The organism is Mucilaginibacter sp. PAMB04274, from assembly GCF_039634385.2.
In the GTDB taxonomy this organism is placed as follows: Bacteria; Bacteroidota; Bacteroidia; order Sphingobacteriales; family Sphingobacteriaceae; genus Mucilaginibacter.
Map to the genome: position 1 here is coordinate 3671828 of NZ_CP155081.2, position 23671 is coordinate 3695498.

The 23671-nt window shown below is 43.2% G+C and carries 22 protein-coding genes; 8 read left to right on the forward strand and 14 right to left on the reverse strand.

The window, feature by feature from the left end; genetic code table 11:
• Positions 1 to 128: 128 nt before the first annotated feature.
• The 3 genes from ABDD95_RS15385 to ABDD95_RS15395 form a co-directional block, all read right to left on the reverse strand.
• A complete protein-coding gene (locus ABDD95_RS15385; protein WP_345948226.1) occupies positions 129 to 1439 on the reverse strand; it encodes an NAD(P)/FAD-dependent oxidoreductase in 1311 nt (436 codons plus the stop codon).
• 217 nt (positions 1440 to 1656) lie between these two features.
• Positions 1657 to 2418, reverse strand: a complete 762-nt coding sequence (locus ABDD95_RS15390; RefSeq protein WP_345948227.1) for an MBL fold metallo-hydrolase — start codon at positions 2416 to 2418, stop codon at positions 1657 to 1659.
• Positions 2415 to 2687 carry a hypothetical protein gene (locus tag ABDD95_RS15395; RefSeq protein WP_345948228.1) on the reverse strand — a complete coding sequence of 91 codons (273 nt, stop codon included), beginning with the start codon at positions 2685 to 2687 and terminating at the stop codon, positions 2415 to 2417. Before ABDD95_RS15395 ends, ABDD95_RS15390 begins: the two co-directional genes overlap by 4 nt.
• Before the next feature lie 110 nt (positions 2688 to 2797).
• On the opposite strand from ABDD95_RS15395, the gene ABDD95_RS15400 reads away from it, so the two are divergent.
• The 3 genes from ABDD95_RS15400 to ABDD95_RS15410 all read left to right on the forward strand — a co-directional run bounded on the left by ABDD95_RS15400 (position 2798) and on the right by ABDD95_RS15410 (position 8829).
• Complete coding sequence (locus ABDD95_RS15400; protein ID WP_345948229.1) at positions 2798 to 3682, forward strand: TraB/GumN family protein; 885 nt, start codon at positions 2798 to 2800, stop codon at positions 3680 to 3682.
• 159 nt (positions 3683 to 3841) lie between these two features.
• Positions 3842 to 6301 (forward strand): ABC transporter permease, encoded by a 2460-nt coding sequence (locus tag ABDD95_RS15405; protein ID WP_345948230.1) that lies wholly within the window; start codon positions 3842 to 3844, stop codon positions 6299 to 6301.
• A gap of 59 nt (positions 6302 to 6360) precedes the next feature.
• Entirely contained in the window at positions 6361 to 8829 is a 2469-nt protein-coding gene (locus tag ABDD95_RS15410) for an FtsX-like permease family protein (RefSeq protein ID WP_345948231.1), read from the forward strand.
• A 128-nt stretch (positions 8830 to 8957) separates the two neighbouring features.
• Here the strand turns inward: ABDD95_RS15410 and ABDD95_RS15415 are convergent, their stop codons facing one another.
• The 5 genes from ABDD95_RS15415 to ABDD95_RS15435 all read right to left on the reverse strand — a co-directional run bounded on the left by ABDD95_RS15415 (position 8958) and on the right by ABDD95_RS15435 (position 15461).
• Complete coding sequence (locus tag ABDD95_RS15415) at positions 8958 to 9587, reverse strand: chloramphenicol acetyltransferase (RefSeq protein ID WP_345948232.1); 630 nt, start codon at positions 9585 to 9587, stop codon at positions 8958 to 8960.
• The gene (locus tag ABDD95_RS15420) at positions 9584 to 10276 is read right to left on the reverse strand and encodes an HAD family hydrolase (RefSeq protein WP_345948233.1); all 693 of its coding nucleotides are present in this window, start codon (positions 10274 to 10276) and stop codon (positions 9584 to 9586) included. The genes ABDD95_RS15415 and ABDD95_RS15420 overlap by 4 nt, the downstream gene beginning before the upstream one ends.
• Positions 10277 to 10535: 259 nt before the next feature.
• Entirely contained in the window at positions 10536 to 12908 is a 2373-nt protein-coding gene (locus ABDD95_RS15425; protein WP_345948234.1) for an ABC transporter permease, read from the reverse strand.
• A gap of 150 nt (positions 12909 to 13058) precedes the next feature.
• Positions 13059 to 14300, reverse strand: coding sequence for a cation:proton antiporter (locus tag ABDD95_RS15430; RefSeq protein WP_345948235.1), 1242 nt, complete (start codon positions 14298 to 14300; stop codon positions 13059 to 13061).
• A gap of 36 nt (positions 14301 to 14336) precedes the next feature.
• Positions 14337 to 15461, reverse strand: a complete 1125-nt coding sequence (locus ABDD95_RS15435) for a glycosyltransferase family 9 protein (RefSeq protein WP_345948236.1) — start codon at positions 15459 to 15461, stop codon at positions 14337 to 14339.
• Between the two features lie 132 nt (positions 15462 to 15593).
• Here ABDD95_RS15435 and queA point away from each other — a divergent pair, with 132 nt between their 5' ends.
• Complete coding sequence (gene queA / locus ABDD95_RS15440; RefSeq protein WP_345948237.1) at positions 15594 to 16643, forward strand: tRNA preQ1(34) S-adenosylmethionine ribosyltransferase-isomerase QueA; 1050 nt, start codon at positions 15594 to 15596, stop codon at positions 16641 to 16643.
• A 69-nt stretch (positions 16644 to 16712) separates the two neighbouring features.
• Positions 16713 to 17483, forward strand: a complete 771-nt coding sequence (locus tag ABDD95_RS15445; protein WP_345948238.1) for a 2-C-methyl-D-erythritol 4-phosphate cytidylyltransferase — start codon at positions 16713 to 16715, stop codon at positions 17481 to 17483.
• Positions 17484 to 17519: 36 nt separating this feature from the next.
• On the opposite strand, the gene ABDD95_RS15450 is transcribed toward ABDD95_RS15445, so the two are convergent.
• From ABDD95_RS15450 to ABDD95_RS15465, 4 genes are all read right to left on the reverse strand, one after another.
• Complete coding sequence (locus ABDD95_RS15450) at positions 17520 to 17681, reverse strand: lmo0937 family membrane protein (RefSeq protein WP_345948239.1); 162 nt, start codon at positions 17679 to 17681, stop codon at positions 17520 to 17522.
• A 15-nt stretch (positions 17682 to 17696) separates the two neighbouring features.
• Positions 17697 to 17843 carry a lmo0937 family membrane protein gene (locus ABDD95_RS15455; RefSeq protein WP_345948240.1) on the reverse strand — a complete coding sequence of 49 codons (147 nt, stop codon included), beginning with the start codon at positions 17841 to 17843 and terminating at the stop codon, positions 17697 to 17699.
• Between the two features lie 104 nt (positions 17844 to 17947).
• Complete coding sequence (locus ABDD95_RS15460; RefSeq protein WP_002996718.1) at positions 17948 to 18169, reverse strand: DUF2795 domain-containing protein; 222 nt, start codon at positions 18167 to 18169, stop codon at positions 17948 to 17950.
• Positions 18170 to 18260: 91 nt separating this feature from the next.
• Positions 18261 to 18809 carry a cob(I)yrinic acid a,c-diamide adenosyltransferase gene (locus ABDD95_RS15465; RefSeq protein WP_345948241.1) on the reverse strand — a complete coding sequence of 183 codons (549 nt, stop codon included), beginning with the start codon at positions 18807 to 18809 and terminating at the stop codon, positions 18261 to 18263.
• A gap of 233 nt (positions 18810 to 19042) precedes the next feature.
• Between ABDD95_RS15465 and ABDD95_RS15470 the strand changes: the two genes are divergently transcribed.
• Positions 19043 to 19936, forward strand: coding sequence for a chitinase (locus tag ABDD95_RS15470; RefSeq protein WP_345948242.1), 894 nt, complete (start codon positions 19043 to 19045; stop codon positions 19934 to 19936).
• Positions 19937 to 20057: 121 nt separating this feature from the next.
• Here the strand turns inward: ABDD95_RS15470 and ABDD95_RS15475 are convergent, their stop codons facing one another.
• Positions 20058 to 20534, reverse strand: coding sequence for a DUF4920 domain-containing protein (locus tag ABDD95_RS15475; RefSeq protein WP_345948243.1), 477 nt, complete (start codon positions 20532 to 20534; stop codon positions 20058 to 20060).
• Positions 20535 to 20695: 161 nt separating this feature from the next.
• Between ABDD95_RS15475 and ABDD95_RS15480 the strand changes: the two genes are divergently transcribed.
• A complete protein-coding gene (locus ABDD95_RS15480; protein WP_345948244.1) occupies positions 20696 to 21649 on the forward strand; it encodes an MBL fold metallo-hydrolase in 954 nt (317 codons plus the stop codon).
• Positions 21650 to 21656: 7 nt separating this feature from the next.
• On the forward strand, positions 21657 to 22373 hold the full coding sequence (locus ABDD95_RS15485) for a DUF72 domain-containing protein (protein ID WP_345948245.1): 717 nt from the start codon (positions 21657 to 21659) through the stop codon (positions 22371 to 22373).
• A gap of 19 nt (positions 22374 to 22392) precedes the next feature.
• On the opposite strand, the gene ABDD95_RS15490 is transcribed toward ABDD95_RS15485, so the two are convergent.
• Complete coding sequence (locus ABDD95_RS15490) at positions 22393 to 23646, reverse strand: dicarboxylate/amino acid:cation symporter (RefSeq protein ID WP_345948246.1); 1254 nt, start codon at positions 23644 to 23646, stop codon at positions 22393 to 22395.
• Positions 23647 to 23671: the final 25 nt, after the last annotated feature.

Consider the following 23671-nt stretch of genomic DNA (forward strand, 5'->3'; position numbering starts at 1 on the left):
TTGCAAAAATTCAAAACCTTTAGGAGTTTAAACTTCTATTGTAAAAGGAATGTTGCCTGTAGCAGACGATAGCATGACAATTAAATTTTTCATCTTAAACTTATAATTTAAGCCAAGAGTTAACGTTGCTAGCCGTATTTTAAAACTTGCTCAGCGGTATATTTCCCGCTGGTAAGTGCCGCCTCAACCGTACCCATTGCCGGGCCCTGGTACATAAACTCACCCGCAAAATATAGTGTATTATCAACATGCTTATTTAACACTTGTAATGCGTTAATGGTATCAACCGTGTCATAAGCATAGGAGCCATATATGTAGGGTTCGGCGGTCCAGTTAGCCACATGACAGGCTTGCAATTTTCCCCTTAAAGCTTCGGGACTACGGTTAAAGATGTGTGCCAGTGATTGCAGCGATTCTGTTAATATTTCTTCGTCTGATTTATCTTTCCATTCGGCAGCTGCTGGTCCGCCAAGCCAGCCGGTTAACAAAGTACTGTGTTCAGGAGCTTGTGTCCACCAGGTTGGGATAGCCTCATCAGAAAATAAAAAGCCCATATCGGCAAGGCTTTTTCCAGCCAACTCCTCGGTGGCGGCATCCTCCCAAAAAGCCTCATCAAACTGCAGTAATATTTTTATAATGGCGCCAAAACCCAACCGCCGCAAGGCCTGCATTTGATCGGGTACAGCCGGCTCAAAGGTAATAGCGCCCTGTGCATCGGCAGGTGCCTGCCAAACACCTAAAGGCAGTGCAAAGATAATTTTCGGAGCGTTAAAGCTTTCTTTATTGGCCGTTACAGCCGTTGCCTGGCCGAGTTGCCATTGCACACGCGCAACCGGTGCATTCAGCAGCAAAGTGCCGCCTGCTTGTTTAATGGAATTAACAAGATACTGTATCAAATGACAGTACCCCCCATCAATACGGTGTTGAGCGCCCTCGTCTTCATTGTTCCACTCATTGCGCAACGCTAAAGTACTTACACGTGATGGATCGCTGGTGTCGTAACCAGCAGCAAATTTGCGTACTGATTCTTTTAACGCTTCAAATTTAACATCGGCAAAGTACTGCTTTAGAAATTCATCCAGGCTCATATCCTCCTGCAGGGCATTAAGCTTTTCCATCAGCAGGTCCCAGCCCTCAACCATACCGGCATCTTTGGTAAAGGTGCCGTCGCGGTACTGCCACATTTCGCCTCCGGCCGGCCTGTAGGTAATACCTGCTTCGTTAAGCAAGCTTAGGGTAACAGGTAAATCACCATGTACAAACTCGGCGCCGAGTTCGGCATGTTTAAAAAACAGGGTATCGTCAACAGTGTGTATCCGTCCGCCGGTACGGTTAAGGGCTTCCAACACAATTACCTTTTTACCAGCTTTGGCTAATGTATGGGCCGCCATAAGACCCGCTGCACCTGCTCCGATAATGAGTACGTCTGCGTTGCTCATAATTAAAATAAATCAATATTCTTTGCTATTCATTAACGCAGTTAGTGGCTAAAAGTGTTGTTGCAAAAAATAGCGTATCTACATCTTGAAGTGTGCTTAATACAGCTTTACGCTCATAAGGCAAATGCCTATTAAGCACTCCTTATAAAACAAGCGAAAGCGGAACAAAGGAGGCAGACATTACTGTCCGTATTTTAACTTATAATTCTAATCCAGACTATAACTCCAGCTTCAGTCCATCATAGGCCAACTTAATGTTCTCGGGCAGTTCTCGAGATACATCGGCATATTTACCAAGTCGATGGCTGATGTGCGTAAAATAGGTAGTTTCAGCTCCTATTTTCTGTGCAAAAGCAATAGCTTCATCTAAAGTAAAATGTGATATGTGGGCTTCCTTTTGCAGTGCGTTTACCACCAAAGTCTTACTACCGTAAATTTTTTCCGTTTCTTTTTCAGTTATCGTTTTAGCATCAGTTATATAAGTAAAATCTGCTATGCGGAAACCCAATACCGGCAACCGGTAATGCATAACTTCTATGGGGGTAAACTTAAGGGGGCCTACCTTGAAAGGATCTAAGCCTATAGTATGCAGGTTAAGTTTGGGTATACCCGGATACTGATACTCAGCAAATATGTAAGAAAACTCCCGCTTTAGCGCTTCCTGCACCCGCGGCACTGCGTAAACGTCCATAGGCGTTTGCTGTATGTAGTTAAACGCGCGTATATCATCTAAACCGGCTGTATGATCTTTGTGCTCATGGGTAAACACTACAGCATCCAGGTGTTTTACACCGGCGCGCAGCATTTGGTACCTAAAATCCGGGCCGCTATCTATAACAATTACCTTACCTTCAGCTTCCACTAATAAGGAGGTGCGCAGTCGCTTGTCGTGCTTATCAGCAGAGGTGCACACTTCGCACTCGCAGGCAATAACAGGTACGCCTTGTGATGTTCCGGTTCCTAAAAAAGTAATGATCACAGCTGCAGTTCGGTTTGTTTAATTTGGTGGTAAAATGTCAGCTGTTTTTCGTCTAGCACTTTCGGGTCAATCTCCAATTGCCTGATGAGTTCGGATACAGATTGTATTTTGCTTTCCAGGTTCGAAAACTTGTTCACCACAATCATGCGGCTACTTTGCAGTAAACAGGCACCGGTTTTAAAGTTGCCTTTTTCATACCGCACTTTGTAGCCGGCACTTTTGAGCACGTTCTCCAGTTTTTCGAGCGTATGAGTGGTTGCAGTAAGCATTACTTTCAAAAGTAATAAAACTATTGCTTGTTGCTAAAGGTTTGTGAAGATGACTAGAACTTTATGGCTTTCTTCGCATCTTTACCCTAAATCAACAGTATATCTGTATTATGAAAAAATTTGTGTTGCGTGCCGCCTGTCTTGTGTTTGTTATGTATGGCAGTATTTGTTCTGCTAAAGCGCAAACCAAGGGCTTGTTATGGCAAATCACCGGTAAGAGCATCAAACAGCCCACTTACCTTTACGGTACCATTCATTTGTTCGATACTTCCCTTTACCGTATACCACAGCCGGTAATGGCTAAACTGGCACAAACCAAAAAGGTGTACTTTGAGCTCGATTTTGGCAAGCTCAATCCGATAGAGTTGGTGCAATACGCCATGGTGACCGATAGCACTCAATATTTAAATAAGCTGCTGGACTCTGCATCGCTCCATAAATTGCAGGAGGTTGCCAAAACATCGCCCATGATGCAAATGATGGGGCCGGCTATGTATCGTTTAAAGCCTCTGTTTTTAACAACCTTGCTACTCAACAATGGCAAAGCCGTTACCATTGATATGGAAATGTACAATAAGGCAAAAACGTTGCATGCGCAAGTGGGCGGACTGGAAACTGTAGCTGAGCAAATGCAGGCATTAAATGCGATACCAGTAACCACCCAGGCCAAAATGATGCAAGACTTTTTGAAAACCTATACATCTGCCGATGCGATGATTAAAAAGCTGACCGAGTTGTACGTAAAGCAAGATACCAAAATGCTGCTAAAAGAAATGAACGATGATGCACCTTTAGATGCCAGCTTTAACGAAGCCCTGCTTATTAAACGCAACGTAGTTATGATTAACCGCATGCTTCCCTTGTTTGGCAAAGGCAGCCTAATGGTTGCTGTAGGTGCAGGCCACCTGGGTAGCGATGATGGATTGATTGCCTTGCTGCGCAAAAAAGGGTATCAGCTTAAAAGTATACCCTTTGTATTTACCAAAGCACGTTAAGTGTTTACGGCGCAATTGTATTGCTGCCGTACGTTAACTGTACGCATACGTACAGTTAACGCCTCAAATTTTACATAACATACTAAAAGTAAATAACTTACCTAACTGGCACAATCTTGTTAGCAGGATTTATATAAAGCACTGCTTAAAGGAAGGATTATGCTTAAAAATTACTTCAGGACCGCTGTACGCAGCCTTTTAAAGAACAAAGTTTTTACGCTTATAAATATAGTGGGGCTGGCCATTGGCATTAGTGCTGCTATTGTAATTTACCTGGTGGTGCAGTATGATTTTAATTTTGACAAGGCGCATCCAAACGGCGACCGCATCTACCGCGTGGTATCGAACTTTAATTTTCAGGGGATGCAGGGCTACAACTCGGGCGTGCCCGCACCATTGGGCGAAGCTGTAGCCAGCCAGGTTACCGGCCTAGCGCAGGCGGCCCCTTTTTTTATGTATGATTACAATACCAAAGTAAGCATCACCGGCAGCCAGCCGCAGCCTGCTGTTTTCAAAAAACAAAAGCAAATCATACTTACCGACGGATCGTACTTTAAACTTATTAAATATAAGTGGCTGGCCGGTTCGGCCAATCAATCTTTTAAACAGCCTTATAAAGTTGTACTCACCCAAAGCCGGGCAAAGCTGTACTTTCCTAATTTAAACAATGCCAGTATTATAGGCAAAATCATCACTTATAATGATAGCGTTAAGGTGACCGTATCGGGCATTGTAGAAGATCTGGAGCAAACCACCGATTTTACCTTTCATGATTTTATAAGCCTGGCCACTGCAATTCATAACAAAAACCTGCTCCCTAACTATTATAGCCACGATTGGAACAACACTTCATCAAGCGATCAGCTGATGATTAAGGTCAGCAAAAATGCTTCTGTTAAACAGGTTGAAAAACAGGTTAACGATATTTATTACCAGAACAGTGCAAACAAGAAGATGAGCCGCACCCAATCCTTTGCCTTGCAGCCCCTAGCCGATATTCACTTTAATGCAAACTATGACAACTTTGACCAGCGTATTGCCAATAAGAAAGTGTTGTACGGCTTACTGGGCGTAGCTGCGTTCTTACTTATACTGGGTTGTATCAACTTTATTAACCTAAACACCGCACAATCGGCACAACGAGCCAAGGAGATAGGCATCCGTAAAACCATAGGCGGTACCCGCCGGCAGCTCATAGGTCAGTTCTTGACCGAAACCTTGTTGCTTACCTTGGCGGCTACATTAGTGTCGGCCTTATTGGCGGGGTATCTGTTACAAGTTTTCAGTGATTTTATCCCTGCAGATGTTACTTATGCCATGATGTTTACGCCTCGTGTATTTGGTTTTTTGGTGGCTTTGATAATTATCATCACGCTACTTTCGGGCTTGTACCCAGCTATGGTTATGTCGGACTATCAACCTATCGAGATCATAAAAAATCAGCGGGGAGCAACAGCCGGTAAAGGCAATAAGCATTACTTACGCAAAGGGCTTACCGTAGCGCAGTTTGTAATAGCACAATTTTTTGTGATGGGTACCCTACTAGTGAGCAGCCAGATCCATTACCTACTCAACAAAGATCTGGGATTTAAAAAAGATGCCTTGCTTTATGTACAAGCACCTTACAGCAAGATGAATACTAATTTGGAACAGGTATTTGTGAATAAACTTAGAGCTATACCACAAATTTCCCAAATTAGTTTAGGCAGCGAACCGCCATCCTCAAGCAGCACCATGTCAACCCACATGACCTACAGAGACGGCAAAAAAGAAACCGAAACGGTTGTGTATTTAAAATACGGCGATCAGAATTTTTTTAATATTTACGGCCTTACACTATTAGCGGGCCGCAGCCCGCAAATGCGCGACACCTCCAGCGGTATTGTTATTAATGAAACATACGCCAAAGAACTGGGCTTCTCAAAACCCGACAATGTGGTTGGAAGGTATATAGAGTCTAACGGCAATCACCTACAGATAGTGGGTGTAGTAAAAGATTTTCACCAGGTATCGCTTCGTGCCCCTATTTTACCGCTGGCACTGGCAACCAATGGCCAACGTAATTATAACCGCGTAGTACATATGGCCCTACGATTTGGTACGGATGGCAGCAAGTTGTGGCCCAAGGCCATCAGGCAAATTGAAAAAGCCTGGAATGAGGTTTATCCCGGTGAAGATTTTGAATATAACTTTGTAGATGATACCATAGCCAATTTTTACAAAGCCGAACAAAATACCGGCAGGCTGCTTAACTGGGCCACGGGGCTTTCGGTTTTTATTAGCTGTTTGGGGCTACTGGGACTGGCTATTCATACTACCAGCCAGCGTACCAAAGAAATTGGTATACGCAAGGTAATGGGCGCTACCATAAGCCAGATAGTAACCATATTAAGTTTCGATTTTGTAAAGCTAATTGTATTGGCCTTTGTAATTGCCATGCCTATTGCCTGGTATGCGCTAAACCAATGGTTACAAAGCTTTGCATACCACACCTCGCTTAGCTTATGGCTGTTTGTGGGCACTATAGGCGTTACTATTAGCATTGCCTTATTAACCATGAGCCTGCAAACCGTAAAAGCCGCCCTGGTCAATCCTGTAAAGAGCTTAAGAAGCGAGTAAGATTTGATTTAATTAAAGCGAACTGCAAATAAATCCGTTCCATTTAAAACCTGCTCATTATGCTAAAGAACTATTTTAAAACAGCGCTCCGCAGCCTGCTCAAGCACAAAGTTTTTACCATAATTAACGTTGTGGGACTGGCCATCGGCATTGGTGCGGCTTTAGTTATAGCCTTAGTGGTGCAATTCGATTTTAGCTTTGACAAGTTTGAACCAGATGGCAGCCACATTTACCGGGTGGTATCTACTTACACTTACCAGGGCCAAATCAGCTTCAATTCGGGGGTACCTGTTCCTTTGCATCGGGTTATTGGTTCGGTTAGCGGCCTAGAACAGGCAGTACCCTTTCGCATTTATGGACAGGATCAGCGGATTGTAGTTCCGGCACCTAATACAGCTCCAGGCATTTTTAAAAACCAGGAAAACATCATTTTTTGCGACAGAGCATACTTCGAAATGCTGCCTTATAAATGGCTGGCCGGATCGGTTGCTACTGCATTGCAAAACCCAAACCGCATTGTACTTACCGAAAGCAGGGCCAAATTGTACTTCCCGGATCTAAAGCCTGAGCAAGTTTTAGAAAAAACAGTTATTTACGATGATTCGCTTAAAATGACGGTATCTGGCGTTGTAGCAGATCTTAAAGAAAATACCGATTTTAACTTTCATGACTTTATGAGTCTGGCCACCGCGGCGAATTTTAAACTAAGACCCAATGGTGGCGATACAGATGGCGGTTACAACGAAACCAGTTGGAGCAGTACATCCTCTTATAATCAGCTTTTCATCAAAATTAGTAAGCAAAGTTCGGCCAGGCAAACAGAGGCCCAGTTGAATACTATGCTAAAAAATAATTTAGAGAAGAGTTCTCCCGGTGAAAGTCAAACCTTGAGCCTGCAACCACTCAGTAACCTGCATTTTAGTAGCGAGTATGACAACTTTGATCAGCGGGTGGCTAACAAATCTGTTTTGCACAGCTTATTGGGCGTGGCAGCATTTTTACTCATTTTGGCATGCATCAACTTTATTAATTTAACTACGGCTCAATCCTCACAAAGAGCACGAGAGATTGGCGTTCGCAAAACTATAGGCGGTACCCGGCAACAACTTATAAGCCAATTTTTAACCGAAACTTTTTTGCTTACACTTATTGCGGCTATCATTTCAATAGGCCTGGCTTACCTGCTGCTCATTATGTTTGCCGATTTTATACCTGCCGGCATAAGCTACAGTATGATTTTTACCCCAGGCATGCTGCTGTTCATTTTTATTTTAATTGCCGTTGTTGCTGTTATATCCGGCTTTTATCCTGCAGTGGTTATGTCATCATACCAACCGGTACAGGTACTTAAAAGTAATCCTAAAACAAGTAAAGGCGTATCATTCGGTTTGCGCAGGGGTCTCACCGTTACGCAGTTTGTAATTGCACAGGTATTTATTATGGCTACCATATTAGTAAGTAATCAAATACACTATATGCTTAATAAAGACCTAGGCTTTAAAAAAGATGCTGTAATGTATATACGTACGCCCTATAAATATGCAAACTCAAACTTAAAACAGGTTTACCTCAATAAAATCAAATCGATACCTCAAGTGGAAACTATAAGCCTTGGTAGTGATGCGCCATCATCAAACAACAGCCACTCTACTGCCTTTAGCTATAAGGATGGAAAAACAGAACGTGAAACCGATGTAGAGCTTAAGTATGCCGATGATAATTATCTAAATGTTTATCAGCTCAAGTTACTGGCCGGACGCAACCTGCAACCGCATGATAGCACAGGTGCTTATATTATTAACCAAACCTATTGTAAGTTTTTAGGCTTTCAAAATCCTAAACAAGCCGTCGGTAAACTGGTAAAAGTGAATGATAAAGAGGTGCCTATTATTGGTGTAGTTGCTGATTTTTACCAAAGATCATTACAGTATGCCATTAAGCCGGCGGCTATTTGCTTCAGTACTAACAATCGTTTTACCCGTACGTTGCACATTGCTTTAAAATCCGGCGCCAACAGTTCGGCAAACTGGAAAAATGCTTTGATAAAAATGGAATCCTCATGGCAGGAAGTTTTCCCCGACGATGATTTTGAATACCGCTTTGTGGATGAAAGCACAGCCCGCTTTTATAAAGCAGAGCAAAACACCGGTAAATTGCTTAAATGGGCTACAGGGCTTTCAGTTTTAATAAGTTGCCTGGGTTTGTTAGGACTGGCACTTTATACAACCAACCAGCGCACTAAAGAAATTGGCATACGTAAAGTTTTGGGTGCTACTATTACTCAAATTGTAACCCTGCTTAGTGCCGACTTTATAAAATTGATTTTTGTAGCGTTTATGATAGCTGCACCCGTAGCCTGGTACGCCATGAGCCACTGGCTGCAAAATTACGCCTATCATATTAACCCGGGTATTTGGCTGTTTGTTGGCACTATATTATCAACCATCACGGTAGCCTTGCTAACTATGAGCCTGCAAACCATTAAAGCAGCAATGGCTAACCCAGTTAGGAGTTTAAAAAGCGAGTGATGATTGCAGCGCGAAAACTTTATATGAGCGGAGCGAGAATACAGATAGACGGTCCTTGCTCAATGTTGATTAAAATAATTCCTTGCATCTTAAGGTTGCCGCTCCTCGCTCTCACATCTCCCCTTATGTTATAAGCCCATATTCAGCAAATCCTGATAAGCCTGAAGATATTGGCCCACGTGCAGTCCATCCATAAGGGCGTGATGTACATGGATAGATACAGGCATTATCTTTTGGCCGTCGATATCGGTTATGCGGCCAAAGCTTATTTTGGGAACGCTTTCGTTGAAACTGAACATGCGCGCATGAGATATAGATGTGAAATTGATCCATGGCAGGGCCGAAAAATGAATTACATTTTGGCCTGATGTAGATGGCATGAGATCAGTGGTATTTTGTACACGGTCTATCTCCCGCTCGGCACCTTCCAAAAATTTATTGAACGAAGGGTGGTAATCGATGTACGAAAATCCAAATGTTCCATTAGGCCGGTTAATGGTGGCCGATGCATGTACCTCATCATAAACCACTACTTGATCGTCCTCAATCCGATACCTGAACGGCTCTACCATATTAGCTGCACCTAAGGATTGAAAAAGGTAATATATAAACAAGGAAACGCCGGCTGCCTTGGCATGTTCATAAGCTAAGGTAAGGTCTACATTGACGGTAACACCGAAGTAAGGCTCCTCAAATTGCTTAAAAAATTCGAAGTGCTGCTTACGGGGCCAGTTTTCCAGGTCAAGCTTGTGTTTCATAAGGGTAAGTATTGTAAAATTTCCTGAATATGCGTTACGCTTTTAAAGTTCTCATGTTCAACCTGGCTTTCAACCATCTCGTGCACCCAGGTTATATGGTACGGAACGTGTATAGCATAGCCGCCTATATTAAGCACGGGCAGTATGTCTGACTTGAGGGAGTTGCCCACCATCAACAGCTCCTGCGGCTGTATATCCAGATGCTTAACCAGCTTCTGGTAGCTGGCATCATCCTTTTCAGACATCACTTCAATATGATGAAAATACTGTGTTAAATTAGATTTCTTTAATTTACGTTCTTGGTCGAGCAAGTCGCCTTTGGTGGCCACAACTAACTTATAACGGCCCTGCAGTGACTGTAACACCTGCTCCACACCTTCCAGCAATTCAATAGGCTCGTTTAAAAGTTCTTTGCCCAGGTTCAGTATTTTCTCAATGGCATCAGCATTCATACGGCCGTCGGTTACCTTTAGCGCCGTCTCAATCATCGATAGCATAAAGCCTTTTATACCATAACCATACAAGCCCAAATTACCAATTTCAATCTTGAGTAACTCGCGCTCAATATCATGCGGCGACAGGAACTCGCTAAAAAGCGTGCAAAATTTTTCTTCGGTTCTCCTGAAGTAAGGCTCGTTAACCCAAAGGGTATCATCTGCATCAAACGCAATTACCTTTACATTCATCATAGTATCATTTTTGAGTTTGCAATTATAGGTAAATCGCCTATAACAAGGTATTAAAAGCGTTAAATCTTAAATACTCCTACATTAACAAGAGCGAAATAATTTGGTTATAACAACTTTTAAGAATATATTAGGGATGAAAATGGCTTCTTAGAGTTGTTGTTTTCATAAGTAAATTAGATTAGGGACCGGACGTTTACGTCCGGTCTCTTTTTTTGATACTGTATTATCACAACAAGCTGCTCTCAATAATCAGGTAGCTTTATTCAGCTCTCATACTATCTACGGGGTTGGCGTTAGCTGCCCTAACCGCCTGCATGCTCACCGTACCAACAGCCAGTAGTATGGCAGTAACACCAGCCATGGCAAAAGTAAACCAGCCCACAGTAACGTGGTAAGTGTAGTTTTGTAACCAGTTATGCATTACCCACCAGCCTATGGGTGTGGCAATAGCCAGTGCTATTACCACCAGCACTACAAATTCTGTAGTAAGTAATTGTATTACACTGCTTACACTGGCACCCAGCACGCGGCGTATGCCAATTTCTTTTGAACGGTTCTCGGCCATGTAGGCAGCCAGGCCAAACAGCCCGAGGCATGATATGAAAATGGTTAAGCCTGCAAATAGCGCAGCCAGTGTACCGGTTTTTACTTCGTTGGCAAACTTTTCGGCATAGCGTTGGTCTACAAACTTGTATTCAAATGGGTAAGAAGGATTGTACTTTTTAAAAACATCGCCGGCAAGCTGCAAATTTTTAGCGGTGCTGTTATGCGCATTTAAGCGTACCACCATATTGTAATTCCAATTGCGCAAGCCATGTACAATCATAGGGCTAACGGGACTGTAGGGCGAACCAATTATAAAATCTTTAAAAACCCCCACCACAGTAATAGGCTTATCTCCCATCCGGCTAAAATAAATGGCATGGCCTAAAGGATTTTTAAGCTGCATTTGTTTTACGGCAGTTTCGTTAAGCAGCACCGCTGCTGTATCTGAAGGGTGCATAGCCAGGTCAATGTCACGACCTTGTACCAGTTTTATGCCCAAGGTGCTAATGAAATCGCCGGTGGTATTAAAGCGGGTAAACTCTATATCGGGTTGTTCTGCATTTTCACCGGTCCAACGGTAAGAGTTTGACGTGCTTGCTGGCTGTGTGACCGAAAAACTGTTTTGAGATACACCGGTAGCCGCACCTGATTGGATCAAATCATGTTTAATGAGGTCATAGTTTTTACGCATATCGCCTTCAATGCCAATGTCGATCAGGTTATTCTTAACATAGCCGCTATCGCGCTGCTGCGCAAATTGTATTTGCCGGTAAACAACCAGAGTTGATACCACCATTACAATAGCTACTGTGAACTGCACTACTACCAGCACCTTGCGCGGTGTAAACCAATGGTGCCCTTCCCGAAACTTACCTTTTAAAACCTTTACCGGCTTAAATGCCGATAAAAAGAAAGCAGGGTAACTGCCAGCCAAAGCACCGGTTAGCACAATAAACCCCAGCATACCAACTATAAAAACCGGACTTAAGTAATTAACTGTAAGGTTTTCCTGAGTAAAGCGGTTAAAGGCAGGCAGGCACAGCGCAACCAATATAAGCGCTAACATACCTGCAACAATCGCTATTAAGATAGATTCGCTCAAAAACTGAGCAACAAGGCTCATTTTTTGGGCGCCCATCACTTTGCGTACACCTACCTCTTTGGCACGTTTCTCACTGCGGGCGGTACTTAGGTTCATAAAATTGATACAGGCCACTAACAGTATCAAGCCGCCTATTAAGGCTACCAAACGCACCACATCAATCAATCCGCCGGTTGCCTTGCCGTTTTCAAAATTAGAGTACAAGTGCCATTGGGTTATGGGATGCAGAAACAACTGTGCCTTAACAGCATCTGTGTGACGTTCATTGATATCTGCTATCTTTTGGCCCAATTGCTTTACATCAACACCTGGCTTGAGCTGTACAAAGGTTTGATAGGTATTGTTATTCCAGTTATTACCGGCCGAATAAAAGTTTTCATTTGCAGCCAGTGATACCAGATAATCAAACTTGAACTCTGTATTATAAGGCAAATCCTTCATTACACCGGTAATTTGGCAGGTTTGCTTTTTATCTATGTTAATTACCTTGTACATTGGGCTCTCATTATCAAAGAGCTTGCGGGCCAGGCTTTCGGTAATTACTACGCTATTCACTTCATCCAGCGCATGTTTAGGATCGCCCGCAATAAGCGGAAAACTGAACATGGTTAAGAATGGTTTATCCACATCGCGACCTTCGGCTTTGATAATTTTATCGCGGTAAGAAAACAACCTGTCGATTGGCCAGTAGATACGAGACACATCCTGCACCTCCGGAAACTCCTGCTTTAGGGCAGCCCCTAACGGGCCCGACGTAATATCAGAACAATAAATTTGGCCCGTAGTATCGGCCGAGCGAAGCCAAAGTTTATATAAGGTACCTTTATTGGCATGAAACTGATCATAGCTCAACTGGTGTTGTATCCAGGTATATATCAAGATAGTGCCTGCCATACCCACCGCTAAACCAGCTATGTTAATGGCCGAAAAAGCTTTGTTACGGTACAGGTTTCGCCAGGCAATTTTAAAGTAGTTCTTAAGCATGCTTCAATACTTTTTATGACTAGTGAAAACCGCATGCCACTTAAATAACGAACTTATTACCAATAAAATAAGTGAGAGACTACGATCAAAATCGTTCACTTTCGTACAGTGAATGTTCGGGAACAAACACTTACACCCATTAACGGTCAGTTATCCAATTTCATTAGCAAAGCGGGCCTCCATGCGCTTCATTACGGTGGTAGCTGTTAAGCCATGCACAAATATAGATAGTAATATAGTGAAAGTTACTACAGTCCATATTTGCTCGGCATAAGGGAAATGTGCTTCTTTAAAAGCATAGCTCAGATAATAGATAGAACCCATACCCCTGATACCAAAAAAGCTGATTACCCATTTTTCTCTGGAATGGAGCTGTATACCGAACAAACTCAAATAAGAAGTTAGCGGCCTTACAATGAATAGAAACAGAATGGAAAAAGTGACCATTGGCCAGGTTAAATTGTTGAGTATACCAGTGGTCAGACTTCCACCAAAAAGGATAAGCACAATGGCCACCATAATGCGCTCTGTCTGATCTGTAAAATCGTGCAACTTAGTATGCAATTTATGGCCTCTTTCATAATGGCGTAAACTTAGTCCGGCCACAAAAACAGCCATAAAGCCATACCCATGCGCTAGTTCTGTTATGCCGTAAACCATTAGTGTTAGCGATAGGGCAACAAAGCCATCGCGCGTTTCCAAAATTTCCAAACGGTCTCCTACGCTAAAAATAAGGTATCCCAATAACCGTCCTATTATCACGCCAATAACTAACCCGATAACAATTTTAAGAATCAGGGCGTACCCTGCCCATTCCCAAATACTTCCCTGCCCCTTATTAGCCATTTGCGATAAAGTGATAGCCAGCATTACAAACGGAAACGCAAACGCATCATTCATACCGGCCTCGGCAGTTAAGGCAAACTTGGTCTCAAATCGCAATTTTTCATTAGGCGGACCAACCTGTACATCCGAGGCTAATACCGGATCGGTAGGCGCCAGCGCAGCACCCAGCAACAGCGCCGATGCTACATCCATCCCGAAGAAACCATAGCCTAGTAATGCGGCTATGCCAATGCAACCCAGCATACCCCATGTAACCAAACGAATAGGCGTTTTCCAGGTTTTATAGGCAAAGGACCGGTCTATTTTAATACCTGTACCCATCAACGAAATAATAACCACCAGCTCAGTTAAGTGTGAGGTATAAGTTTGATGTTTACGGGGATCGGCGTTAGGAAGTAGATGTGGAAATACTAAATAAATAAGCACACCAGCCAGCATATAAATAATGGCGTATGAAACACCGGTTCGCTTACTTATAGCCGGCATCCATGCCATGCCTAATGCAGCAATACCAATTACACTTATAATGATGATGTACTGATCCATAATAAACCGGAGGGGCTAGAATACCTCCACTACAACTCAAACACCAAAGTGTTTAATACCTGTTAAATTGATTACAGGCTGCTCTGCAGCATTCCGACGTGTAAGTGCGTTTACAGCCGCAATAATGTCATCAGCACATGGCATTTCTGTTATTGTATTATTAAGGTAGCGGCTTACGTGCATAATCACCTCATTCTTGCTTTGAGCCTGTGGCGGTACCGAATAGCTTAATACCTGGCTTGGCACCATCCAGGGTGTATGCTGCGGATTAGTTAAGGCGTATAATACCACTGTGGGCGTATTGGTTGCAGCAGCAATATGTACTGTGCCCGTATTTACCGATACTACAACGGGGGCCTGTGCAATCAAAGTTGCAAATTCGCTCAGCTTGAATTGACCGGCCACGTTAAAGGTACCCACCCCTGCCAGGCCTTGAATGGACGCGGCCATAGCCTGTTCGCTCCCTGAGCCGGTAAACAATACCTGGTAACCCAGTTCGTTAACCGCTTTTTGAGCAGCTTCGGCCCAACGCTCTTGTGGATACTCACGTTTAGGTTCACTCACTCCTGGGTGCATAACCAGCCAGGGCTTTTGTATGTCCACACCCAGCTGCTGTAACTTTTGTGCCACCTGTGGCCATAAGTCGGGCAACTGTAAACTCAACCTCTCGTCTTCTGTAAAGGCACCAACGGAAGCTACCAGATCCAGATCTCGCCTCACTTGGTGACGTATAATATCGTATGGTTCCTTGTCGGGCACCCAATTGGTTAAAAGCTGGTATGGGTTTTCGCGGCAGTAAGCCAAACGTAAAGGTATACCGGCCAAGTAAGCCAGCATTACGGTAGGTAAAGGGTTTTGGCTATACACCGTAAAAGTGACTGCCGCATCAAACTGTTGTTGTTTAAGCTGGTTTACTACTGCTGTTACCGCCTCCTGGCCTGACGCCGTACTGGTTTTTACCCACGGCACATCAAAAGTAATTACCTCATCTATTTCGGGTATCATACTGGCTATGCCTGCTGCCATACTGGAGGTAAGAACAGTTATTTGGGCGTTAAAGGTTTGCTTGAGCGCCCGCAACGCGGGTGTTGTCATGAGCAAATCGCCCATATTGTCGGGGCGTATACAAAGTATCTTTTTACAATTTAACCAATTATTCATAAGCCGGCAGTACATAAAAACTTATAGCGGGTTTTTGTTTGCCCGGCCATGACACAAAACTGATTAACAAGCGTTTATATATACGAAAATTTATGCGTACATTTGCGCCCTAAAAAATATTCATAAAAAGATATGAAATTATCTCAATTTAAATTCAATCTGCCCGATTCTTTGATCGCTCACAACCCGTCTGATGTTCGCGACGAGTCTCGTTTGATGGTGCTACACCGCGATTCTGGCAAAATTGAGCACAAAATATTTAAGGATGTTTTGGATTATTTTGATGATAAGGATGTAATGATCCTGAACAACACCAAAGTTTTCCCGGCCCGTATGTATGGCAATAAAGAGAAAACAGGTGCTACCATTGAGGTTTTCTTACTGCGCGAATTAAATAAAGAACTGCGTTTATGGGATGTACTGGTTGACCCGGCCCGTAAAATACGTGTAGGCAACAAACTGTACTTTGGCGATGACGATTTACTGGTTGCCGAGGTTGTAGACAACACCACTTCGCGTGGCCGCACTATCCGTTTTTTGTTTGATGGTACTGATGAAGAGTTTCGTCGTAACGTTGAAATTTTAGGTGAGACACCGCTTCCTAAATACATTAAACGCAAAGCCACTGCCGAAGATAAAGAGCGCTACCAAACCATTTTTGCTAAAAATGAAGGCGCTGTTGCAGCTCCAACCGCAGGTCTGCACTTTAGCCGCGAGCTGATGAAGCGCCTGGAATTAAAAGGTGTTGAATTTGCAGAAGTTACGCTTCACGTTGGTTTAGGTACTTTTCGCCCGGTTGAGGTGGAGGATCTGACCAAGCACAAAATGGATTCTGAACAAATTATCATCGAGCAAAAGCAAGCTGATATTGTAAACCGTGCCATTGAGCGTAAAACACGTGTTTGCGCCGTAGGAACGACGTCTATGCGCGCTATCGAATCTGCTGTCTCTGCCAACAAGACTTTAAAATCTGTTAATGACTGGACCAGCAAGTTCATTTTCCCGCCGTATGAGTTTAGCATTGCTAATTCTATGATTACTAACTTCCACACTCCCGAGTCGACCCTGTTAATGATGGTAAGTGCATTTGGAGGTTATGAGCATGTAATGAACGCTTATGAAATTGCTGTAAAAGAGAAATACCGCTTTTATAGCTACGGCGACGCCATGCTGATTATCTAAACAGACTTGATATTAGTTGTGAGATATTTGACAAAATACTCATGAATCCAAAACGCCATTGTTTTTACAATGGCGTTTTTTATTAGCATTATTGCAGGCGCATTCACATCAACTTTAACTATGCCATACGACGTTCATCTCGCATCCCATGTTTCACCTCACACGGCTAACTATGCTATTATTGTAGCCGGTGGTTCGGGCACACGTATGCAGGCGGCGGTGCCTAAGCAATTTCTTCTGCTTAACGGGTTGCCTGTTTTGATGCACACTTTGCTTGCTTTTCACAACAGCAATTCGCAGCCTAAGCTTATTGTGGTTTTACCCGAGGCCTTTCATGAATACTGGCAGCAGTTATGCGCCGAGCACAGCTTTAACGTTACTCACCAGTTAGTGGGCGGAGGGCCTACCCGCTTCCATTCGGTAAAAAGTGGATTGAAATTAGTACCTGATGATGCGTTGGTAGCGGTGCATGACGCCGTGCGCCCGCTTGTAAGCGCCCAAACCATTGAGGCGGCGTACCAGCAAGCCGCCCGGCAGGGCGCTGTTGTGGTAGCTGTTAAAAGTCGTGATTCGATTAGGCAGGTAAAGGCAGCCCATACACAAAGCCTGCTGCGCGATGAAATATACCTGGTGCAAACCCCACAAACCTTTAAAGCAGATTTATTAAAGCGTGCTTATGAGTGTACTTACCAGGAAAGCTTTACCGATGATGCCAGCGTAGCTGAATTAGCCGGTCATGCAATTCATATTGTTGAGGGCAGCTATCAGAACTTTAAGATCACCTTTCCGGAGGATATAGCCATAGCCGAATTACTGATAAACAAAAAGCCGCACGTTTAACAACGCGCGGCTCAATTAATTATTCTTTATAGTCAATTATGCCCTGCGGATAACTCCTAACAGAATAGCGATAATTGCAATGACCAGCAATACGTGAATAATGCTACCGTCACCAAAAGTTCCAAGTCCGTGGAATAGAAATCCTACTACCCACAATATGACTAATATTACTGCTACTAAATATAATAAGCCTCTCATAGTTTTAATATCTAGTTACGCCCTACGAATTATACCTAATATTAAAGCGATAATCGCTATAACAATTAAAATGTGGATTAAGCCTCCAACATTGTAAACAAACGCTCCTAATGCCCATCCTATAATAAGGATAACAGCAATAATGTACAATAAGCCTCTCATTTGGGTAAGTGTTTTAGTTTGATAAATGTATTTATTACTTACCTAACCAAAACCATTCCAAATTGTTGTTATAAAATAAAAAAACCCGCTTATGCGGGCTATTTTTAATATTCGTCTTCGTTAAAAAAGAAGTCATCTTTAGTTGGATAATCAGGCCAAATCTCCTCAATATTTTCATAAGGTTCACCATCATCCTCTAATGCCTGCAGGTTTTCAATCACCTCAACAGGCGCACCCGAACGGATAGCATAATCAATCAGTTCATCTTTTGTAGCAGGCCATGGTGCATCTTCCAGATGTGAAGCCAATTCAAGAGTCCAGTACATACGTTATAATTTATTGTTGGGGTTAATTTATCAATTTTCGCAAAAATATAATATTTCTGAATGATTTATCAAATAATTTTTTCTACACCGATTATACACCTGGTTCCCATTTATTTTCAGGTATTTGCTGATCGTGCCCTACTTTACGTGCCAGCATAAACAGGTAATCGCTCAGTCTGTTTAAATATATCACAATTTTTTCATCAACAACACTCTCTGTAGCCAATTGCACCACTACACGTTCGGCCCGGCGGCATACGCACCTGGCTACATGGCAAAATGATATGGCATTACTACCGCCAGGCAGTATAAAATGTTTTAACTCGGGCAACTGGATTTCTATTGCATCCATTTCGTGCTCTAAAACGCCGATATCGCTATCGGTTAAATTGGGTATGGTCATTCGCGACTTTCCGGGCTCTGCCGCAAGCAATGCACCTATTACAAACAAGTTATTTTGTATATGCTGTAATACTTTTTTGTCCTGCAGTTGAATATCCTGGTCGGCAATTAAACCCAGATAAGCGTTTAGCTCGTCAACAGTACCATAGCTTTCGATACGAATATGGGATTTAGGCACTCGGTTACCTCCTATCAGGGAGGTTAAACCTTTGTCGCCGGTTTTGGTATAGATCTTCATCAGCGCTGCAATTAAATAATTTTCATAATCATTTGATGCAATGTGAATAATTTTTGATGTTTACTGCGTATTAATATTACACAACACATCGCCGTTATATGCAAGCTTTTCTGGTTAAACACTTTTCATTATATACTAAACTTGTTATTTGCTCAGTTAGTACGTTGGTGCTGCTTAGTTTTAGTTGCACTAACAGTAGCAACGCCAAACAAGGCAAACCCGCTCAAAAAGCTATGCCTGCAACAGCCGCCAGCTTAATTACCGAAAAACTTTTTAATGAACTGTTTCCGCAACGGAACAAATTTTACACTTATGCCTCTTTTATAAAAGCCATAAAAGAGATAAGCCAAATTAAGGTAAAAGTGACCCGCCGGGCGGTATCTGTATACCAAATTATACGCACTGATAAAGCTAGCGGTAAGGCTACCATTGTGCGCCAGGACGTTGACTGGAACGAGGCTTGGGCAAAAGCTAAGCCCGATAGCAGTTATGAGGTGGATTATAGTAAATTTTGTACAGAAAAGGATGCTGCGACGAACAAAAGAGAACTGGCCGCTTTTTTTGCGCACATTGCCCACGAAACGCGCGGTGGTGTGGATGATACCTTTACGGATGGCCTGATGTACATTCATGAAAAAAATACAACATCAGCCTACATTGCCGAGAATGATGAGTACCCACCCGTTGCCGGTAAAAAATATTATGGCCGTGGACCGGTTCAGTTAAGCTACAACGGTAACTACGGTTACGCCGGCGATTGTATTTTAGGCGATGACAAGATATTATTGAACAGCCCAGAATTGATTGAGACAGACCACGTTCTGGCCTTTAAAACAGCCATTTATTTTTGGATGACACCACAAACGCACAAGCCCTCTGCACATGATGTAATGGTAGGCGTATGGCAGCCTAAACCAGCAGATAAGGCTAAAGGCCGCGCACCGGGCTTCGGTATGACCATTAATATTATTAACGGTGAAATTGAATGCAATAAAGGCGAAGATTTGTACAACATGAAAGACCGCATGAAATTTTATCAATACTTCCTCACTAAGCTTGGCGGTAAAGATACTGCCAACTGCTCTTGCGGCAAAATGCAACCTTACTTGTACGGAGTGAACGAGTAGATAAGCGCTGGGGTCAGACATAAGGTCATAAATTAAAAAAGCCATAGCAATTACTATGGCTTTTTTAATTTATACAGGTAAACAATAAGTCTGTTTCTTGGCTCTCAGTTTCTTATTTTACTTATTCTGTAACCAATACGCCATCGGCCATAATGGTAACATCTTTTTTAGACTTATTGATTTTGGCAATTTCCGTTTGGCTTTTGCCGGCATCTTTAGCGTAATGGCGCAGGCGCTCCACTGTAGTTTCAGTAACTTTCGCTTTACCTTCAACCACTACCTTTTTACCTACAATGTTTTGCGGCATAAAATAAGCATAATCGGTAAAACGCACCATCACGTCCTCGCCGTTCGCTTGTTTCAGTTTCATGAAGCAGCCTTTCTTAGTGCAAACTTCCGTTACCACACCAGCAATCTTTCCGTTATAAACAGTGTCTTTGCTCAGCTCTTTGTTCAAGTTAGCCAAGGTAATGGCCTTGTCCTTGGTTACCGCTTTGCCATAAGTTACACCAGGTGCAGCCGGCTTAATAGCGCTCTGCTGCGCATAGGTAAAAGCAGCGCTAAACAGGGCCGCAATAAATAACATTAATGTTTTCATAACGAGTTTATTATTAGCGTAAAGGTATCAAAAATATGGCTACCCGGATAACCGGTTTATGTATTTTAAATATGCTTTTTAACTTAATGCCGCTTAATAATTATTAGCCAAAACCAGTGCAGGGGTTATCATGTTATCAATTGCACATTAGGTATTAAGTTATGGAAACACAAGCAGCAGGTATAACCGCGTCAACCGATGAGAAGGATTACTTTGAGGTGGCGCCGGGCGTATGGGGAATGAAAATAGTTTTTGTAAACATTTTTATGATAGCCACCGGTAAGGATAATGAATGGGTATTGGTTGATGCCGGCTTAAAAGGCTTTGCCGGAAAGATTGAAGAAATGGCGGCTGACTTATTTGGCGGAAATAACCCGCCTGTTGCTATTATTTTAACCCATGGTCATTTTGATCATATAGGTGCGCTTAAGCAGTTATTAACCAAATGGGATGTACCAGTGTATGCGCACCCATTGGAAATGCCTTACCTCACCGGCTTGTCGGCTTATCCACCGCCCGATCCAACTGTGGGCGGCGGCTTAATGAGCTTTATGTCAGTACTGTATCCTAAAAAACCAATTAATTTGGGTAACCAGGTACATGCCCTTCAGGAAAATGGCGGTTTGCCTTATTTACCCGAATGGTTGTTTGTGTTTACACCCGGGCATGCACCCGGGCATATTTCGTTGTGGCGCCAGCGCGATAAACTGATTATTGCCGGTGATGCGTTTGTGACCACCAAGCAAGAATCGGCCTTCTCGGTTGCCACGCAAAAAAGACTGGTATCGGGCCCACCTAAATATTTTACGGCCGATTGGATTGCCGCAGCAGCATCCGTAAAAAAGCTGCGTGATTTGCATCCGGCTATTGCTGCCACCGGCCACGGCAAACCCATGTACGGGCAGGAACTGACCGAGGGGCTGGAAAACCTGGTAAGCAATTTTGACCAGGTAGCGGTACCAAGCCAGGGGCGGTATGTAAAAGAGCCGGCTAAAGCTAATAAACGTGGAGTACAATATGTACCGCCCGAGCCTTTTAACCCTATACTGGCTGCATCGGTTGCAGGTTTACTGGCTGTAGGCATATACACACTCGTAAAAAAAGCTAAAAAATAGCTTTATAATGGAGTGGCACATTGGCTGTTCGGGTTTTCATTATAAGCACTGGAAAGAAGTTTTCTATCCGGAAGGCATGCCGCAACGCAAGTGGTTTGATCACTATTGCCAGCATTTTGATACACTGGAGCTCAATAACACTTTCTATAATTTCCCTCGAATTACATCTTTAGAAAAGTGGTATGCTGATAGTCCACCCGGCTTTTTGTTTGCGGTGAAGGCTTATAGGGGCATTACGCATTTTAAAAAGCTAATTGAAACCCAGGCCCTGGTAAGCGAAATGTATCAGGTTATTAGTGATGGACTAAAGGAAAAGTTGGGCACGGTACTCTTTCAGATGCCGCCCAATTTTACTTATAGTGAAGAGCGATTAGAGCGCGTACTGAAAAGCCTTGATCCAGTTTTCAATAATGTGATTGAAATGCGTCACAATAGCTGGTGGCAGGATGATGTATATGTAGCACTGGCTAAACAAAACATTAGCTTTTGCGGCATGAGCCATCCTACCCTGCCCAACGATGTGATAGCCAATACACCTGTTCTGTACTATCGCATGCATGGAAATCAACAATTGTACGCCTCGGCGTATAGCCCTAAGGAATTGCAAGACTTTGCTGAAAAAGTGAAAGCCACACAAGCCGAGCGGGCCTACATTTACTTTAACAATGATATTGGTGCCTCAGCAATATTCAACGCTAAAGAGTTGTTAGAGATAAGTAAATAACTATTTAACTGAACACAATTTAAATTATTTCACCCTCAACTCCCAGCTCTGGCAACTCCGTTTTTTCCATCCAATTCTTACCTTCGGTAAAACGGGCTATCAGCATCGCCGCTGCCGTATCACCAGTGGCGTTAAGTAGTGTGGCCATGGGGTCTACCAGGGTGCCAATAATCATGGCCGGGGGCAGGGCCTCTGGCGGAAAGCCGTAGGCAGCAATAAATAGCAATTCGCCCACATAGCCTCCATTGGGTATGCCGCCTTCAACCATGCTGACCAAAACCGTCATGGCTAGGGCCAATATAACAACATCGGCACTATTAAAACTTCTGCCAAATAAGGCAAACACCACGGCCATTTTTATGATGGATGATATGCTCGATCCATCCTTATGTAAGGTGCCACCCAGCGGTATGGTTACGTTAGCAATAATAGCGGGTATACCTATCTTTTTGGCAGCATCCATATTAGCCGGAATAGTAGCTATACTGCTACAGGTGCCCACAGCAGTTGCCGAAGGAATGATATTGTTACGCCAATAAGTTCTTACCCCTTTTATCCCTCCGGCTATAAAAGCATATAAGCTAAAGAAAACCACAAAGTACACGGCACCGGTTGCATAATATAAACCCAATGAACGCGCATAAGCACCAAACAACTGCGGACCAAACACACCTACCTGATAAGCAAAATATGCCCCAAGTCCTACAGGTCCAAGCTTCATAATAATGATAAACACCTGCTTAAAAACCTCGTTGCCTGATTGCAAAAAGCGTGTAAAGCTGGCTCCCTTCTCGCCTGCCCGCAAAGCGCCAAAGCCGATAATTACCGAAAAAATGATCATAGCCAGCATGCTCTTGCGCGAGAGCAGCTCATAAAACTCGCCTGTAGTAAATAACTGCGTTATTTGATTACCCCAAGGTTGTTTGTTTACTTGCTCAGTAAGCGGGGCACTGGTAAGTTGCTCATGTATCGGGAAAATCCATACGGCTACCATAGTTAAGCAGGCCGAAATAATAACCGTTGCTAAAAACACCAGCGACATCACAGCCATAATACGGCTTAGCTTTTTGCCCTGGTCTAACCCTGCAATAGCTGATGAGATTGCAAAGAACACCAGTGGTATTACGGCGGTAAACAGCAGATTGAGGAAAATGTCGCCTATAGGCTTAAGCACCTTCACCTGCTTACCCAGCACCAGCCCGGCTGCACTGCCACATAAAATACCGGTTAGCAACCAGATGATACCACTGTAATTTTTATAAAAGTTATTCATGTTGTAGGGCTAAATGTAATAAAAA